This is a genomic window from Microbulbifer sp. NBRC 101763, from assembly GCF_040371615.1.
In the GTDB taxonomy this organism is placed as follows: domain Bacteria; phylum Pseudomonadota; class Gammaproteobacteria; order Pseudomonadales; family Cellvibrionaceae; genus Microbulbifer; species Microbulbifer variabilis.
This window is the reverse complement of the sequence record NZ_BAABQV010000009.1, coordinates 78,363-94,596: the sequence shown is the minus strand read 5'-3', so window position 1 is coordinate 94,596 and position 16,234 is coordinate 78,363. Positions and strand designations below refer to the sequence as shown.

Sequence of the window (16,234 nt, the reverse complement as noted above, 5' to 3'; positions counted from 1 at the left end):
TGCATTAGCCTTCATACTGGTTGGTCCGGCAAGCTTTTTCCGGATGAATTACGCGGCATAGGACAGTGCAGCAATAGTGCGAGCCCGAAAGCATGAAGTCTGTGTAAAAAACTGCATGGTTTTTTCGGAAATCAGTAAACAGGGGCGGGAAGCTCCGTCTTATTCTGTATTTATAACTAAAAAACAAGGGCCTATGGAATGGCGCTGACGAGAGCCGCTTTGAAAAACCCCGCCGCAGCCGGCGTGGCTGTGGTATTGGCTGTATTACTGGGAGCTTTTCTTGCCAGTCGCCTGCCGGTACAGCTTTTCCCCGATATAGAAAACCCCCGTATTGCCATCCAAGCTGGCTGGCGTGCCGCCGCGCCGAAAGAGGTAGAGGCGGAAATAGTCGAGCCTATCGAATCGGTACTGCAGGGCCTCACTGGCCTGGAAACCATGGAGGTGAATGCAGGTCGAGGCGGCGCCTGGGTGAACCTGGAATTCACCATGGGCACCGATATGGATAAGGTGCTGATCGATGTGATCAGTCGTATGAGCAGCCTGCCGCCACTGCCGCGGGATGCGGAGCCGCCGAGGGTTATGCTTGGAGGATGGGGCGGCGATGCCACCGCTCTCACCTATTTCTTTTTGCAAAAACTGCCTGGTAACGCCAATCACCTCGATGACTATGCAGGTCTGATTGAGGATGTACTGCGGCCGGAGCTGGAGTCTGTACCAGGTGTTTCCAGTGTGGAAGCTCAGTCCGGTCGCGCCGCACAGGAGGAGCTGCAAGTCATTTTTGACCCCTGGAAAGCGGCTGAGCTGGGCATTCAGTTGCCGGCGATCAGCCGTCAGCTGGCCTCGGCGCGGGACGTCTCTGGTGGATTTACCGATGTGGGGCGTCGCCGCTACACATTGCGTTTTGTCGGTGAATATGAGCCGGCCGATTTATCTGAGCTGGTGCTGGAGTGGCGCGATGGCCAACCGGTGCGACTCGGCGATATTGCCGAGGTGCGGGTTGGACCGTCTGAGTCCCGTGGGGTTACAACGCAGAACGGCAATCCTGCGGTATCTATGCGCATTAACCGCACCAACGACGCAAATATGCTTGCCACCCTGGAGCTGGTAAAGCGGAAAGTTGCGGAGCTGAACGAAACCAAACTGAAAAACGAACAGCTGGTGCTGGTGCAGTCCTTCGATGCCTCGGTGTTTGTTTACCGCGCCCTGAATTTGCTCGGCGGCAATCTGATACTGGGCATACTGCTGGCGGTAGGGGTGCTTTGGTGGTTCTTGCGGCGTATGCGTGCCACCCTGATTGTTGCGGCGGCGATCCCTATTTCCCTGCTCTCGACCTTTGTAGTGCTGTCCGCTGCCGGACGCAGTGTGAATGTCATCTCCCTCGCCGGCCTCGCCTTTGCCACAGGTATGGTGCTCGATGCCGCGATTGTGGTGCTGGAAAATATTGTGCGTCTACGGGAAAAAGGCCTCGGCCCCGAGGAGTCATCAGAGCAGGGAGCCGGGCAGGTTTGGGGAGCACTGTTGGCGAGCACAGCAACAACTGTGGCGATCTTCCTGCCGGTATTTTTCCTCAATAGTGTCGAAGGGCAGGTATTTGGGGACCTGGCTCTGACTATTGCCGTGGCAGTGGTGTTTTCCCTACTGGCCGCTGTGGCAATAGTGCCACTGGCGGCGAAGCTTTGGCTGCCCCCTATTTCCAGCGAGGATCGCCTGGCGCGCGTTTGGGGAAAAATCACTTCCCAGGTAATGGCACTAACCAGCACTCGCGCTCGTCGCTGGCAGGTCATCGGTGGCTTCCTGTTGGTACCTGTTGCCGCGACATATTTTCTTTTACCAAACCTCGATTATTTACCCCCGGTAAAAAGGGATGCGGTGGATGTGTGGATGAATTTCCCTTCGTCCACCAACACCAAAACAATTGAAAAGGAAATCGTCAATGAGCTGGACCGGCGCATGGCACCCTATATGAGTGGTGAGCGGGAGCCAGCCCTGAAGAACTATTACATTATTTCCTGGCCCAATGGCGGCACCATGGGTGTGCGCGTTAAGGATATGGACCAGGCCAAGGAGATGGAGCGGCTGCTGCGTGAGGAAATCCTGGTGGATATTCCCGATTTTCAGGGATTTGCTGCCCGCGGCAATCTGTTTGGCCAATTCGGTGGAGATCGCCGGATAGCTTTGCACTTACAGTCGCGCGATGCCGATGGCCTGATGCGTGCCGCCGCCCGTGGTGTGGAAGTCATGGAAGAGGTGATGCCGGGCACACCGGTACAGACCAATCCGGGGCTTTCTTTATCGGAACCTGAGCTAACTGTGCGCCCGAACGACCGTGCAATGCTGGAGCAGGGCTGGAACCGTCAGGATATGGGCAGCTTGATTCGCACCCTGGGTAATGGTCTCTATGTGGGCGAATATTTTGACGGGGAAAAACGTCTGGATGTGATTTTCAAGGCACAGCCCTGGAGCACCCCGGAGCAGTTGCAGAATACCCCGCTGGTCACGCCCCGCGGTGAGGTAGTGCCGCTCAACCAGCTTGCCAATGTTGAGCGCACTGTGGGTCCGGGCAACCTGCGCAGGGTGGATGGTCGCCGCACTATTACATTGAATATTGTGCCGCCCGATGATGTGTCCCTGGAGGAAGTTCGCGCGCAGCTGGAGGCGGAAGTGCTGCCGCAAATCCGCGAGGCTCTGCCGGATGATGGCAGTATTCTGGTGGGTGGTAATGCCAGTGATCTGGATAAGGCCCTGGTATCCCTGTCACAGAATTTTGTTTTGGCGTTGTTGATTCTATTCCTGTTGATGAGTGCCTTATTCCGCTCTTTGCGTGATGCTGGGCTGGTTTTGCTCACCGTGCCACTTGCCACGGTGGGTGGAGTGTTGGCTCTACAATTCCTGAATTTAATTGGCTTCCAGCCTCTCGATCTTCTCACCATGATTGGCTTCGTTATTTTGCTGGGCCTGGTAGTGAACAATGCCATTCTGCTGGTGCACCAGACCCGTGCTGCGGAAGATGCCGGCGCTAGCCGGGTAGAGGCAGTAGAGCAGGCATTGCGCCTGCGTCTGCGCCCGATCTTTATGAGTACCCTGACCAGTGTGTTCGGTATGTTACCCCTGCTGGTCGCGCCGGGTGAGGGCAGTGTGATCTATCGCGGGCTGGCTGCGGTGATCGTCGGCGGCATGGCAGTCAGTACCCTATTTACCTTGATATTGTTGCCGGCGCTGCTGCAGACCGGGCGTGTGCCACTACCGCAATTTACCCGCCTGCGCCAAAGATTGGCTGTGAGGAGTTCCCAATGAGAAAGTTTTTAGCCGGGGCCGCCTTGTCCCTGCTCATCGCCGAGCCGGTTTTGGCTCAGGGTGGGGCAGTGGCAGTCACTGTCGATAGGGCGCAAACCCGTGAAGTGGTGCCGAGCCAATGGTCTGCCGGGGAGGTGGTGAGTCGTCGCGATATCCTGATTTCCTCTGAATTGGATGGCGTGCTGGAATTTGTCGCCGAGCCGGGCAGCCTGGTGAAAAAAGGCCAGCGCCTAGCACAGCTGGATGCTACGCACTGGCGCCTTCAGTTACGTAACAGCGAGAGCCGGATAGCGCAATTGCAGGCACGCCTCACTTATATGGATGCCCAGCTGCAGCGGTTGAGCAAGCTGGCGGAAACCAATAGTACTTCGCGCTCGGCGCTGGAGGAACAGCACGCCGAGCGCGAGGCAATGGCCCAGGATCTGCTGGCTGCGCAAATTGAAAGAGACAGGCGAGCTTACGAACTCTCCAAAACCAAAATTGATGCGCCTTTTGATACTTTGGTGGCGAGCCGTGAATTACAGGCAGGGGAGTATGTGCGCACTGGTTCCGAGTTATTGCGCGCCCTGGATATGTCGCAACTCGAAGTGGAAGCGGATATCCCGCTAGCCGCTCTGCCGTTGATCGCTGCTGGCGATACCATAGCCGTGCGCAGTGATGTGGTATCTCGCTCTGAAGGAGAGCGCACCAGCGACCAGGTTTTCACTGGCCAGGTGCGCCAGTTTGTACCCGTGGCCAGTGATAATTCGCGGCGGGTGAAGCTGATGGTGAAGTTACCGCAGAGCGCACCACAACAGTGGGACTGGATTGTAGGAATGCCGGTCCAGGTCGCTGTGCCCCTGGCCGAAGCCCGCGCGACTATGGTGGTGCCGCGGGACGCTCTGGTTCTGCGTAATGGTGACACCTTTGTATTCCGCGTGGGCGATGAGGATAAAGCGGAGCGCTTGTCGGTCCGTATTGGTAGCGGTGATGGAGAGTGGATAGCCGTTTATGGTGACCTCGATAGTGGTGACCGGGTGATTGTTCGCGGTGCTGAGCGCCTGCAGCCGGGGCAGGAAGTGAAGATACTCTCAGAGGTGGTACGTGATGAGGATGGTACCAGTATTGAGGGGGATAGCTGACCAGTTTTACGGTCACAGTTTTATTTAAATAAATTGGGGAACAGTGTTCTCTGACAATACACTTCTGCGACACTTAATTGCTCGTCGAGGTGTCTCATGCGTTTCCTGTTTGCGCTGCTGTTAATGACTATTACCTCAGCACCCCTAGCGGAAACGCAGGCGGAGCGCCTGCCGGATGGGGCGCGCCTTGTTGAAGCCAATGATGAGATTTATTTCTACGTGGGTGGATACTTCTATCGCCAGGGGCCGGATGGGTATACCCGAGTGGAACCGCCTCTGGGAGCTAGGGTGCCGGAAGTACCTACGGATACTTCATTTTTCCTAAATGGAAAGGACTACCGGCGGGCGGGCAATGGCACCTTTTTTGAGTTTGACCCGCAGGACAACCAATTTGTCGTAGTCACACCGCCAGCTAACTGGCGCAATTACAATCGCAATCCCCTCGCACGCCAGGTGGAAATCTATCAGCGAGCCTACCCACCCAAGTATGAATCTCCCCGGCGTGTTAGTCAGCTGCGCAGTTCGGATCGTAACATCGGCCGCAGGGAACTGTTTTGTAAGGCCAGGGCCGCCAATCTTGTGAGAAGTGTGCACCAGCCCGGCAGGGTGTCAGTGATCAGCTCGCGCGCCTATCGCAGGCAGTACCTCAATTGTATGCGTAAGTATGGTCGTAGACGTTATTGATACCGCTTTGAGCCGTCTGTCCCTGGAGTCTGGTCGCTCTCGACTACACTGAAATATATGCCCTCGAGGGGGCATATTTTCTTCCTCGCGATTGTTTCTCCACGGACAGATGTAATCTATGGCGGGCGCTGGCGGTTTCTCCCTCCTTCGAAAGAATTCCACTGAATGCCCGCTGCTTCGCCTGCTTTCTCTCCTTACTCTCCTCATTGTTGTCGCGCTATTCTCTCTGTCCGCAAGTGCACAACTGCCTGGATCGAAGCCGAAGGAATTTAAACCGGAAATACCCGACTTTGCTGAACCTTCCGCGGATTGGTGGACGGGTTGGAGCAATGCCTCACCAGAGCAGCGGCGCGAGTGGTTGGACGCATTGCAAACTGCTTGGTCGGAGTGGGAAGGAGAGTTACCGGAAGACGAAGAAGCACTACAAAAAGGCGCGAAGAAAATTTCCCAGAGCCTGGATGGGATAGAGATAACCTGGAAGAAGCGTCAGGAATATTTAAAAGTAGAACTGATGCCGGAGGTGAAATTCCCGGAAAATCCGACAGTACTCGACTGGGCCAGAGCGGACTCGGCAATCAGTCGTGGGCGGCGACGTTTGAGTGGGGTACAGCTGGAGGCGCGGCAGCTGCGGGATACCCGCTCCCAGTCCCTGTCGCAGTTGCGCAGGCAGGTGATTGTACTGCGCGATGCCAAAGGCAAGGAGGAAGATGAAGCGGCGCAAGCACTGCTGCTGGCCCAGATTAATCACCTCAATATTATTGAGCAGCTGGCGACAGTGAATGATTTCCTCGGTACTTGGCAGGAGAAAATTGAACTGGCTGAAAGCAAGCTGCGACGCATGCTCGACGATCTGCAATTCAGCGAAAAAGATGCCAAGGAACTCGAAAAAGCTATTGCTGATACAGATAAGAAAATTGAGCGTATAGCCGCAACCCGTACCAGTATACAGAGTACCACCGAGCCCTCCACCGACCCCGATACCAATATGAAAAAAGATCTCACCCTGATGCAACTTGAGGTGGATCTGCTGGAGGAGCACCTCGGCAAGCGCAAGAGCGAATTGCTGCAGTCTATTAACACCGTACTGGACCCGGCGGCAGAGGAGCGCCCGTTAATTGTCAGCAGGGAACTCTTGGAGAATGCAAATACAGTGATTGATGCTACGTCGCGGGAACTCGCTATCCGTCAACGCCAAGTGGTGGCTTGGCGGGGCGAAGATGAGAGCGAGGACCTCAGTCGCTGGTGGAATTATTTTGAACGGATCGGCAGTGGTTTGGCTCGGGCCAACGACCTGGAGCAGGATATCCAGCGCTATGAAAAAGCACAGCTGGAAGTTTACCGCGAGCGCCAGGGTTGGTGGGCCACAGTGCGTGAGCGTGTCTCTCTGGCTGCCCGCCAGGTATACAAGCGCTGGCGCACTTTGGCTGATTACCAGTTATTTACCATCGCACAAAACCCGATTACCCTGCGCCTGATTGCCAAGATGATATTTGTCTTGGTGTGTGCCTGGCTCCTGTCGGTGTTGACCAGGGCTTTCTTGCGCCGCCTGGTGCGCAGGGAGCATGCCAGCGAATCCTCCATGTATAACCTGAGCAGGGTGTTGCACTACACCTTTGTTGCAGTCGCCCTTGTTATTGTATTGAGTATGCTTGGGCTGGATACATCCAAGCTAGCGCTGGTGGCTGGTGCGCTCTCCGTAGGTATTGGTTTTGGTTTGCAAGCCATTTTCTCCAATTTTATTTCCGGGCTTATTTTGTTGTTCGAACGGCCCTTGAAGGTGGGGGATTTGGTGGAGCTGGAGTCTGGTGTCTTTGGTCGGATTCGCGACATCAACGTGCGTTCTACCCGTATTACCACTCGGGACAATGTGGATATCCTGGTGCCTAACACCGAATTTGTTGCCGGTCGTGTAATCAACCATACCCTGGATGATCCGGTGCGGCGTATCCATGTGCCTTTTGGTGTTTCTTATTCCTCAGATCCAGACCTGGTACGTGAAGCAGCGCTGGAGGCCGCTGACCGGGTCAATATCACCCACACCGACTGGAAACGCAAAACCGAGGTTTGGTTGATGGAGTTCGGTGATAACTCGCTGAACTTCAAGCTGGTCGTGTGGGTAAACAGCAATATGGTCACTTCTTTGGGGGACTCATACGCGCTTTATAACCTGGAGTTGTTGAGAGAGTTTCGCGAGAAGGGGATCGAGGTGCCTTTTCCACAGCGGGACCTACACCTGCGCAGCTGGGATGTACCGGCCATTATTGGCCGAGCGGCTCGGAAATAGCCCAATAGCACCGCGGCGGGTATTCAGCCTCGGCGAATATGCGTAGTATTTTCCCTGCGGCCGATGTGACAATCGGCCCCGTCCAATTCACTTTGTATTGCTGCGTTTTGCTACCGGGCGCTCGAGCAATAGTAACAAGGAAACGCCCGTGCTGATCATCCCTATCGAGAATAAGCCGGACTGGCGCCGCCCGCCGTTGATGTGCTTTGCGTTGATACTCGCAAATTTACTGGTATTTATGTTTTACCAAGGCGGTGATGAAGCTCGTTGGCTGGAGGCTGAAGATTACTATTTTGCCAGTGATCTTCCGGATCTGGAGGAGCAGCGTTTTCTGATGTATGTCGATGAAATGCATCCCGAATGGCGCCTACAGATGGATGCGGAAGGCGAGGAGTTTGTCTACCGGGAGCTGCTGTGGAATCCGGAGTTTCACCACTGGCTGTTACCTAAATTAGCGCTGGAAGGGCAAACCCTGTGGCTGCAGCAGCGCGAGCACTTTGCCGGGTTACGTGATCGTATCAGCAGTATGGCCTTGGGCCTAACACCGGCGGAGCCGAGTATTGGAGGCATGTTTGGGCATATGTTCCTGCACGGAAGTTGGGATCATCTTATCGGCAATATGATTTTCCTGCTGCTATTTGGTTTGTCGGTAGAGCTGGCGCTTGGCGGGCTCTGGTTTATCACACTCTATTTGCTTGGGGGCCTGGCCGCTGCTGGCTTACATATGCTGGTGGAGGCTGGTAGCTATGTGCCAATGGTCGGTGCTTCTGGAGCCGTGTCGGCGATTATGGGAATGTTTGTCGCTATCTACGGAGTGCGGCGCCTGCGTTTTTTCTACACTGTTGGCTTTATGTTTGGCGAATTCAGTGCCCCGGCACTAATGGTATTGCCCTTGTGGCTCGGCAAGGAAATTTTCGGCTATCTCTACGGAGATGCCGGTATTGCTTACTGGGCTCATACCGGTGGCCTTTTGGCTGGTTTTGCCTTGGCGCTAATGTTGATTTACTGGCGTCCGCCAGTTCGGGTTATGCCAGAAGAAGAGGAAGAACTGCCGTCGCCACAAAAAAGTGCTCTCACTCGTATCGATCGCTTTCAGGAGGAGGGCAAATTGTTGGAGGCCGCCGACGCTGCGGCCGCTGCGGTGCGGCAGTACCCGGATTTTTTGCCGCTTATCCTGCGCTATATAGAACTGACCGCTGTTTCCCCGGATAGTGAGGCCTACCACCGCGCCAACCTGGCACTATTTTCCCAGGCGGCCAATTCGCGGATTGATACTTATGTCCTGGCAGATGGATATCGCAGCTATTTGCAGGCTACTCAACAACCTCACGCATTGAGCTCTAAAGCGTGCCTGTTAATGGCACGCCGCGCTGCGGAAGCTAAAAACTGGCCGTGGTTGGAGGAGCTGCTTCAGAGACTAATTTCACAGGGGGTACAGCACCCATTAATACCCAAGCTCGGTTTGGCCCTGGTAAATTATTACCGGCGTATGGGAGAGGAAGGCAGTGCGCGGAAAATGAAAGAATTAACCCAGGCAGTGGAGATACAGGGGCAATCCTAGTAGCGACCTTTTAAATTTGGTAGGAAGAGCACAATTTTTAGGTCACCAGTAAAAAATTGGATAGGTTAAGGAAAAGCATGAGTAAAAATATTCTTAAGAATGAAGAAATTCTGGAAATGGAAGGCGAAAAGAAGGTGCACTTCCTCAATCCAAATGCCGTGCGCCGCAATAAATCTCTCGGAGATATGACAGGAATTACCGGTTTTGGATTTCATGTTATTGAAATAGAACCGGGTTATGAGTCTACGGAATTTCACTGCCATCAATTCGAGGATGAGTGTGTTTATATCCTGCAAGGTCAGGCGCAAGTTCAAATTGGTGAGAAGGTATACGGGGTATCGGAAGGGGATTTTATTGGTTATCCGGCTGGTGGACTGCCACATGCAATGAAAAATACCGGCACTGAGACCTTGCGCTGTATTGTAGTGGGCCAGCGCCTGGATCATGATGTGGCCGACTACCCCAATAAAAGTAAGAGGATTTACCGCAATAAAGGGCTGCCCTGGGAGCTGGTAAATCACGATGATATCGAGAAACCCAGGTAAATTGACCGATTTCTTTCCTCATGACCGCCAAGATTCGTGTTTTCTATAATTCCGCCTGCCCAGTGTGCAATGCGGGTATTAGTGCTCAAAAGAAAAAGCTCAGTACCTGTGAAGTAGCCTGGGAAGATGTACATCTGGATAATGCCAAGGCAGAAGAGCTCAATGTGGACCTAGAGTCTGTGCGTGAGCGTTTGCACGTGATTGATACACAAGGGAGGCTACAGGTTGGTTTCGAGGCGTTTATTACAATTTGGGAGAACTCCCCTGGCGAGCATTGGAAAGCAAAAGTGTCCAAGGTTCCAGGAGTGCGTTGGGGACTCAACAAAGCTTACAATGGATTTGCCCGCTGCCTATATCTGTGGAATAAGGCTCTAAAGCACTGGTGATCTCTTCTGTCAGATCGATCAGTTTGTGGTTTCTGCGTTACTCAAAACTTTCCACTGGCTGTGTGCTTGGTGAGTAGCAAATAAACAGCATCCAGTTGCGGATATTTTCCTTGTGAAGGCTATTTAGCATTTGTGCCACCAGTTGGTAACTGTGTTGTTGATAGAGCAATTGGAGCAGGGCGTGACAAATTCCCAGCTTTTTACACTAGAGTGGATTCCATGGCGAGATAAAGCTCGGTTGCTTTATTAGGCCTATTTAATATTGTGTGGAGAGAAGAAGACGGTAGTAATACTCTTTGAGAAATTTATCGTTGGGATAGTGGAGTAGTCGTCGAGTATTTTTGACGTACTGTTAGAATGTAAAAAGAACTGCAAAAAAATTGGCATAAAGGTTTCAAGAAAGGTGTTGTATGACAAAAGCTATGCGCGTTCAGTTGGTTGAAGGTAAGGCAGGTGATCCGTGGAGCGATTCTGCGCTTTTGAGTTTTACTGGTGGCGATGCTTTTATCCATATTGGCGCAACCAATGGTGCCTCTTTGGTAGCTGCACAACGTGCAGCTCGCCGGCTGGATGGCATGGGAGTAACCGAAGTTGCCCTGAGTGGCGACGGCTGGGATATCGAAAGCCGCTGGGCCTTTTGGGCTGGATATTTCAATCCCAAGGTAACCAAGACTATCCATTGGGGCTCAGAGGATGACGAAGAGATAAAAGAACTGGCTGCCCGCGAAAGTGCCGCACGTTGGGTACGCGAGATTACAAACGGCACACCGGATGATGTCTCTCCCCGTGTACTGGCAGAAAGTGCTGCTGAAATGTTGCAAAAACTCGCCCCTCAGGCCTTAAGCTACCGGATTGTTGCGGGAGATGATCTGCTGCGCGAGGGCTTTGTGGGTATCCATAACGTGGGCCGTGGTAGTGTGCGTGAACCGGTGATGCTTCAGGTGGACTACAACCCAACCGGAGAGGATACTGCGCCGGTAGATACCTGTTTGGTGGGCAAAGGCATTACTTTCGACTCCGGTGGCTACAGTATTAAACCGTCAAGTAACATGGCCACCATGAAGTCTGATATGGGTGGTGCCGCCATGGTCACTGGTGGCCTCGCTCTGGCTATTGCTCGCGGTTTGAACAAGCGGGTGAAGATGTACTTATGCTGTGCTGAAAATCTGGTATCCGGTCATGCTTTCAAGCTGGGCGATATCATTAAATACAAAAATGATGTCACTGTGGAAGTACTGAATACCGATGCCGAAGGGCGTCTGGTACTCGCCGATGGACTAATCGCGGCCTCAGAGGAGCAACCGCGCTGGCTGCTAGATGCTGCTACCCTGACGGGTGCTGCGAAAATGGCTGTGGGACGTGATTTTAATTCCGTATTCAGTTTTGAGGATGAAATGGCCCGAAAAGTCCTGGATGCTGCAGCTCAAGAAAACGAAAAAGCCTGGCGGTTACCTTTAGAAAATTTCCATCTGGAGCAGACTCCCTCCAGCTTTGCGGATATATCCAATATCGGTATTGATGGCAGTCCAGGCGCCTCCACCGCAGCGGCTTTCCTGGCTCGCTTTGTGCCCAAGGAAGGCCGCAACTGGGTTCATATGGATTTATCCGGTTCCTACCAGCCAGCAGCTAATGATCTTTGGGCCACTGGTGCCAAGGGCCACGGCTTACGCACTATCGCGCGCTTTTTACAGGAAAATTGACTCTTATTACCGCACAAAACGATTACAGAGACAGTAGAAAAACGCGTCTATTATAAGGCGCGTTTTTCTATTTGGGACTGATGAAATTGGCACAGCTGGTGGTCCAGTGTTTTGTTGAATCCAGTGTGATTAATATCCAGTGGCTAGTTAACCAGCAACAAAGAATTTTGTAATACTATCCGCGCTCTGGTAAGAAAATAAAAGGGGAGATGTAAATGAGTACCTCTGGGGTAACAGAAACGAACTCGGTGAAGCAGATCCGTTGCGCCAACTGCCAGACTGAATTACTGGGGCCACACTGCTACTCCTGTGGCCAACCTATTAAGGGGATGGTTCGGCACTTTTCCTCTGTAATAGGAGACCTTTTTGACACCCTGCTAGCATTAGACTCCCGTATCTGGAAAACCCTGCCACCCCTTCTTTTTAAGCCTGGCTTTCTAACCGCTGAATACTTTGCAGGTCGCAGGGTACGTTATGTCAGTCCTGTACGTCTGTTTATTTTTTTGTGCGTAACTACATTCTTTGTAGTGCGTATGAGTAGCGACTGGAGTATCAACTTCGGTGCTGATAGTAGTAGCTCGAAAGAGGCAGTTAATATTGCTGAAAAAAAAGTAAATGACGCCCTGGATACAGTGGAGCAGGCAAAGTTAGCTAATGCTAATAATCCAGAACTTTTAGCTGAGCTGAATAAAGTTCAACTAAATTTGACGGATGATACTGAGGCGTTGCAGGATGAGGCAGCCACTATTGAAAGTGGAACAAGTGAGCCGGAGAAATTAACGAAAGCTGAGGTTACCTCGGGGTTAAAACAGGCAATTACCGAAGTAGACCGGGATTTTTTAGAAATTGATGGTTTACCGGAGGGGTTCACGAATTGGCTTGATAAAGAGGTTGCCAGGGCACAAGACAATATTGCACGAGTCTCCGATGACCCAAACCGCTTTAAAAAGGCGTTTCTGGGTTCTCTTCCCTCTACGTTACTTATTTTGGTGCCACTCTTTGCACTAATGCTTTGGGTAATTTATCTCTTTAAGCGCCGCCTCTATATGGAGCATCTGATAGTCGCTCTTCATAGTCATGCCTTTATTTGTTTTGTATTGTTGCTGGTGACTTTACTGGGAGATCTTCAAGATTGGCTAACTAACTACAGTTTGATTGATACTTTATGTAATTGGACCCTGGTAGCACTTATCTTATGGATACCTATTTACCTTCTGCTTATGCAAAAACGGATTTACCAGCAGGGTTGGATTATAACTCTGATGAAATATTGGGCATTGGGTATTTTGTACCCTGTATTGTTGATATTTGGTGCAACCCTGACAGCCCTATATACTCTTGCTGAACTTTAAATATTGAAAATAACGAATTGGCTTTCAACGTTAACGCTCCTTTATCATAGAACGATGATATAAAAAACAGAATACACTTATAAGAAAATAGTAATCCTGGGAAAATCTAATGCAGTACTTTCTGTGATTGCTTTGGAGTGACTGTTGCTAAGGGAATCATCAATTCGCCTGAGTTTGGGGTTATATTTTGCTCTAAAATTTGATGCTTCTGAAATTAGTATATAAAAAATCAACAAATAAGATTAATTTAGGTTGTACTTCTATAATACGTTGTTTTCTATTCTTTTCCCCTAGAAGTATTTTTGTTGGGTGGGTAGGGTTAGTTGAAGTGAGTCTGTATGTGAGTAGTTTAGCGCCAGTAACTGTTTTTGGCTCGTTTAAAGAGTTGTACCGCTTATTTCGATCGAAGTAAATATCTTTAAATTATTTGTTTTTGAATTATAAGCAGGCTATCAGGAGCTATTTCACTAGAAATATATCCTTACAGTGCTTATACATGAATTGAAACTACGCCATTATTTTTCGATAGTACATAGAAATTTATAAATGCCTTCTTAAAATCGGTTTGCTCATCAAGTAATCCTGAAACTCTTACCAGTTATTGATTGAGCATATTTTTTGATATTAATATTTCTTAGGGAGGATGATATGTTGAGGCATTTATTAGCTCTTTTGGCTTTAGGATTAACTTGGTCCTTGGTAACTGTTAGTTATGCAGATCCAATCCAGGATCTGAGTATGCAGAACTACGAGGCGGGTTGGTATCCCAATTTTTGGCAGGGTCAAGGTCCTTTGACCTGTCGTAGAACCTGTTCGATCTGGGTGGGAGGTGTGCCAGAATCAGAAATGACTAAGGATATGACTGAGGAATTTGAGCGCACTAACGTTTGTAAAATTACGCGAGATCCGGAAATTATTGAAAAGCCGATTAATGATCCGCTTTCCCATTGGCTCTATGGAAATCAATTTGATGATAAAGCCAACTGTTATGTCGGTACGCCTTATGGAGTGAAAGAGGATGATCATTATATGTGCTTGTGTGTTTGCGACAAGCCGGACTTAGTGGTGAGTAAAATATATGATCCAGTTTGGGATGGCGGATCAGGCCAGTCGGTGATAACCGTGGATATCACCAATGTCGGCGCATCCGCTTCTATAGCCAGTTTTGCCCGACTGATAGACCCAGATACTCTGGCAAATGATGTTCAGGCTACGCCGGTTATTGCTCCGGGAGCAACTGTGACACTGGTTTTTACTTTGGGCTATTGGGTGTTTGATCCAGATGCGCATCTAGAAGTCACAGCCGACTATAAGGAAATAGTCGAAGAGTGTGATGAGACCAATAATACCTTGGTGTACAGTAAGCAAGGATAAGAATATTTAAATAGGCCTCCCCAGAACAGTGATTGGGGAGGCTGGGATCAGATTAATGAGTTAGCGGGCGAGATAAACGTTAATTACTTGGCAATTTTGTTTATTGACTGTAGCAGTGGGGGAGCCCCCTTCTTTCAATTTCTTGTCGAGCTTTTTTGGGACTATCAAATACATACGTGGATAGTTACGCACCAGATAGTCTTTCTTATTGGCGCTTTGCCAAGGGTATTCATAAGTAATAGCAGCTACGCCTCTAGCGAGCGCTAAACCATCGGTGCAGGTATCTGGGGTTGCACTGGTTGCAAGCAGGGCTATAGCAATAGAAGAAAGGCTCATACTCGTTTGGCTACAGTTTGAGAAAAAGTGGTACATCTCGACGAATAAGCCCGAGTATAGCTTAAGGTAGGAAATATCTATAGTACATGGCTCTAGATGCCTATCTATTTAGACGACGAAGTGATTGAAGCATGACTCAGGTGAAACTTAATCTATTTATGTTGCTAGAGGAAATTTCAGGTGCGTTTCAAGTTGGAATTTAATAGAGCTCGTTTGTTGATGTATCATCTTTGGCATAATCCAAGTGAAGCCAATAAAACAAGTATCGCTCTCAGGTTGAGATTCAGATTATTTACTTTCTCGTAAGGCTTTTACATTCAACTTTAAAATTCTTAGGTGAAATAATCTATTTCATTAACGGCAGTAAATAATCGAACTGCCTAAAAGCAGTAGACTTTCATCTCTCCTTAAGACCACATCGTCATGAAAGCCACCATCAAAGCCAGTGAAGTATTTGATATTAAGGTTTTACGATCTTTATGAGTTAGGAGTATTAAATGTCTGTTTAGGCCGTATTTGTGTCTTTTCCGACTTGGATGAGGGTTTAAAATGCAGTCACGGAGGAGGCATTATGGCTAAGAGAATAGGTTTTTTTATTGCTAATGGGTTCCAAGCTTTAGACCTTTTTGGTCCCCTGGATGCATTTATGGAGGTAAATAGCTTTGTAAGTGAGGCTTATATTTGTAGCCTGATTGGCCTTGAGGCCGGCCATGTCAAAACCGCTTATGGTCAGTCTCTAACTGTAGACGGCGATATTTATCAGTTACCTCAGTTGGACTACTTGGTTATCTGTGGTGGAATTGGCATGCGGCAACTAGAGCTGAGCTCCAAACAGCTCAATGCGCTAAGGTTAATTGCAAATAGTGCCAGTAGGGTTGTGAGTATTTGCACCGGTGCCTTTGTTTTGGCTAAGATCTTCCCCGAGCAGAGCCACAGAGTTACTACACACTGGCGTCATTGCCAGCAACTGGCTCGGCAGGCCATTAATTACCAGGTAGAACAAGATCCATTGTTTATTGAAAGTGGAGTGATTTGGTCCTCCGCTGGTGTTTTGTCCGGTGTCGATTTGGCCTTGGAGATTATTCGTCGGGATCATGGTAATACGATTGCAGCGAGTGTGGCGAAGGAGCTTGTCATATATCTGCAGCGTCGAGGAGGTCAAGCCCAGTACTCAGACCTGCTTCAGGTACAGTCTGGCGATAGTATGCGTCTCAACCCATTATTGGAGTGGTTGGCTGAGAACTACCAGAAATCTATCAGTGTTCCGGACATGGCGGAGAGAATATCAATCAGTGAGCGCCAGCTTACTCGCTTATTTAAACGCCATTTGCAGAGCACACCAAGCCAATATCTAAATCAGATACGTATAAATCGCGCGAGGGACCTTATTACTTGTGAAAGTCTCAGCCTGGAACAGGTTGCTTTGCGCGTCGGATTCGCTAGTTATGATAGCTTTCGTCGTGCGTTTTATGCCCAATTTGGCGTATCTCCCTCCTACTTCAGCAGAAATCATGGTTAAACAGAAATTTCTTTGTGCATTTGGGAAAATAAATAACCCACTAGATCTGCGATCACTGGATTTCCTGTTTCCGCCGTT

General features: G+C 50.1%; 12 protein-coding genes. 11 read left to right on the top strand and 1 reads right to left on the bottom strand.

What is annotated here, in order from left to right; all coding sequences use genetic code 11:
- Positions 1-198 precede the first annotated feature (198 nt).
- The 10 genes from ABWV76_RS20180 to ABWV76_RS20135 all read left to right on the top strand — a co-directional run bounded on the left by ABWV76_RS20180 (position 199) and on the right by ABWV76_RS20135 (position 14,301).
- Positions 199-3,294, top strand: a complete 3,096-nt coding sequence (locus ABWV76_RS20180) for an efflux RND transporter permease subunit (protein ID WP_282951801.1) — start codon at positions 199-201, stop codon at positions 3,292-3,294.
- Positions 3,291-4,415: an efflux RND transporter periplasmic adaptor subunit gene (locus ABWV76_RS20175; RefSeq protein WP_353377085.1), complete on the top strand. Its 1,125-nt coding sequence runs from the start codon at positions 3,291-3,293 to the stop codon at positions 4,413-4,415. Before ABWV76_RS20180 ends, ABWV76_RS20175 begins: the two co-directional genes overlap by 4 nt.
- Positions 4,416-4,511: 96 nt before the next feature.
- Positions 4,512-5,099: a DUF6515 family protein gene (locus ABWV76_RS20170; protein WP_353377084.1), complete on the top strand. Its 588-nt coding sequence runs from the start codon at positions 4,512-4,514 to the stop codon at positions 5,097-5,099.
- Positions 5,100-5,217: 118 nt separating this feature from the next.
- Complete coding sequence (locus tag ABWV76_RS20165) at positions 5,218-7,383, top strand: mechanosensitive ion channel domain-containing protein (protein WP_353377083.1); 2,166 nt, start codon at positions 5,218-5,220, stop codon at positions 7,381-7,383.
- 148 nt (positions 7,384-7,531) lie between these two features.
- Entirely contained in the window at positions 7,532-8,944 is a 1,413-nt protein-coding gene (locus ABWV76_RS20160; protein ID WP_353377082.1) for a rhomboid family intramembrane serine protease, read from the top strand.
- Between the two features lie 77 nt (positions 8,945-9,021).
- Positions 9,022-9,489 carry a cupin domain-containing protein gene (locus ABWV76_RS20155; RefSeq protein WP_282951797.1) on the top strand — a complete coding sequence of 156 codons (468 nt, stop codon included), beginning with the start codon at positions 9,022-9,024 and terminating at the stop codon, positions 9,487-9,489.
- Positions 9,490-9,509: 20 nt separating this feature from the next.
- Entirely contained in the window at positions 9,510-9,875 is a 366-nt protein-coding gene (locus tag ABWV76_RS20150) for a thiol-disulfide oxidoreductase DCC family protein (protein ID WP_282951796.1), read from the top strand.
- Between the two features lie 410 nt (positions 9,876-10,285).
- Entirely contained in the window at positions 10,286-11,575 is a 1,290-nt protein-coding gene (gene pepB, locus ABWV76_RS20145; RefSeq protein WP_353377081.1) for an aminopeptidase PepB, read from the top strand.
- 215 nt (positions 11,576-11,790) lie between these two features.
- The gene (locus ABWV76_RS20140) at positions 11,791-12,927 is read left to right on the top strand and encodes a DUF3667 domain-containing protein (protein ID WP_353377080.1); all 1,137 of its coding nucleotides are present in this window, start codon (positions 11,791-11,793) and stop codon (positions 12,925-12,927) included.
- Between the two features lie 648 nt (positions 12,928-13,575).
- The gene (locus tag ABWV76_RS20135) at positions 13,576-14,301 is read left to right on the top strand and encodes a CARDB domain-containing protein (protein ID WP_282951792.1); all 726 of its coding nucleotides are present in this window, start codon (positions 13,576-13,578) and stop codon (positions 14,299-14,301) included.
- A 60-nt stretch (positions 14,302-14,361) separates the two neighbouring features.
- On the opposite strand, the gene ABWV76_RS20130 is transcribed toward ABWV76_RS20135, so the two are convergent.
- The gene (locus ABWV76_RS20130) at positions 14,362-14,637 is read right to left on the bottom strand and encodes a hypothetical protein (RefSeq protein ID WP_353377079.1); all 276 of its coding nucleotides are present in this window, start codon (positions 14,635-14,637) and stop codon (positions 14,362-14,364) included.
- A 571-nt stretch (positions 14,638-15,208) separates the two neighbouring features.
- Here ABWV76_RS20130 and ABWV76_RS20125 point away from each other — a divergent pair.
- Entirely contained in the window at positions 15,209-16,156 is a 948-nt protein-coding gene (locus tag ABWV76_RS20125) for a GlxA family transcriptional regulator (RefSeq protein ID WP_353377078.1), read from the top strand.
- The last annotated feature ends 78 nt before the right edge of the window (positions 16,157-16,234 follow it).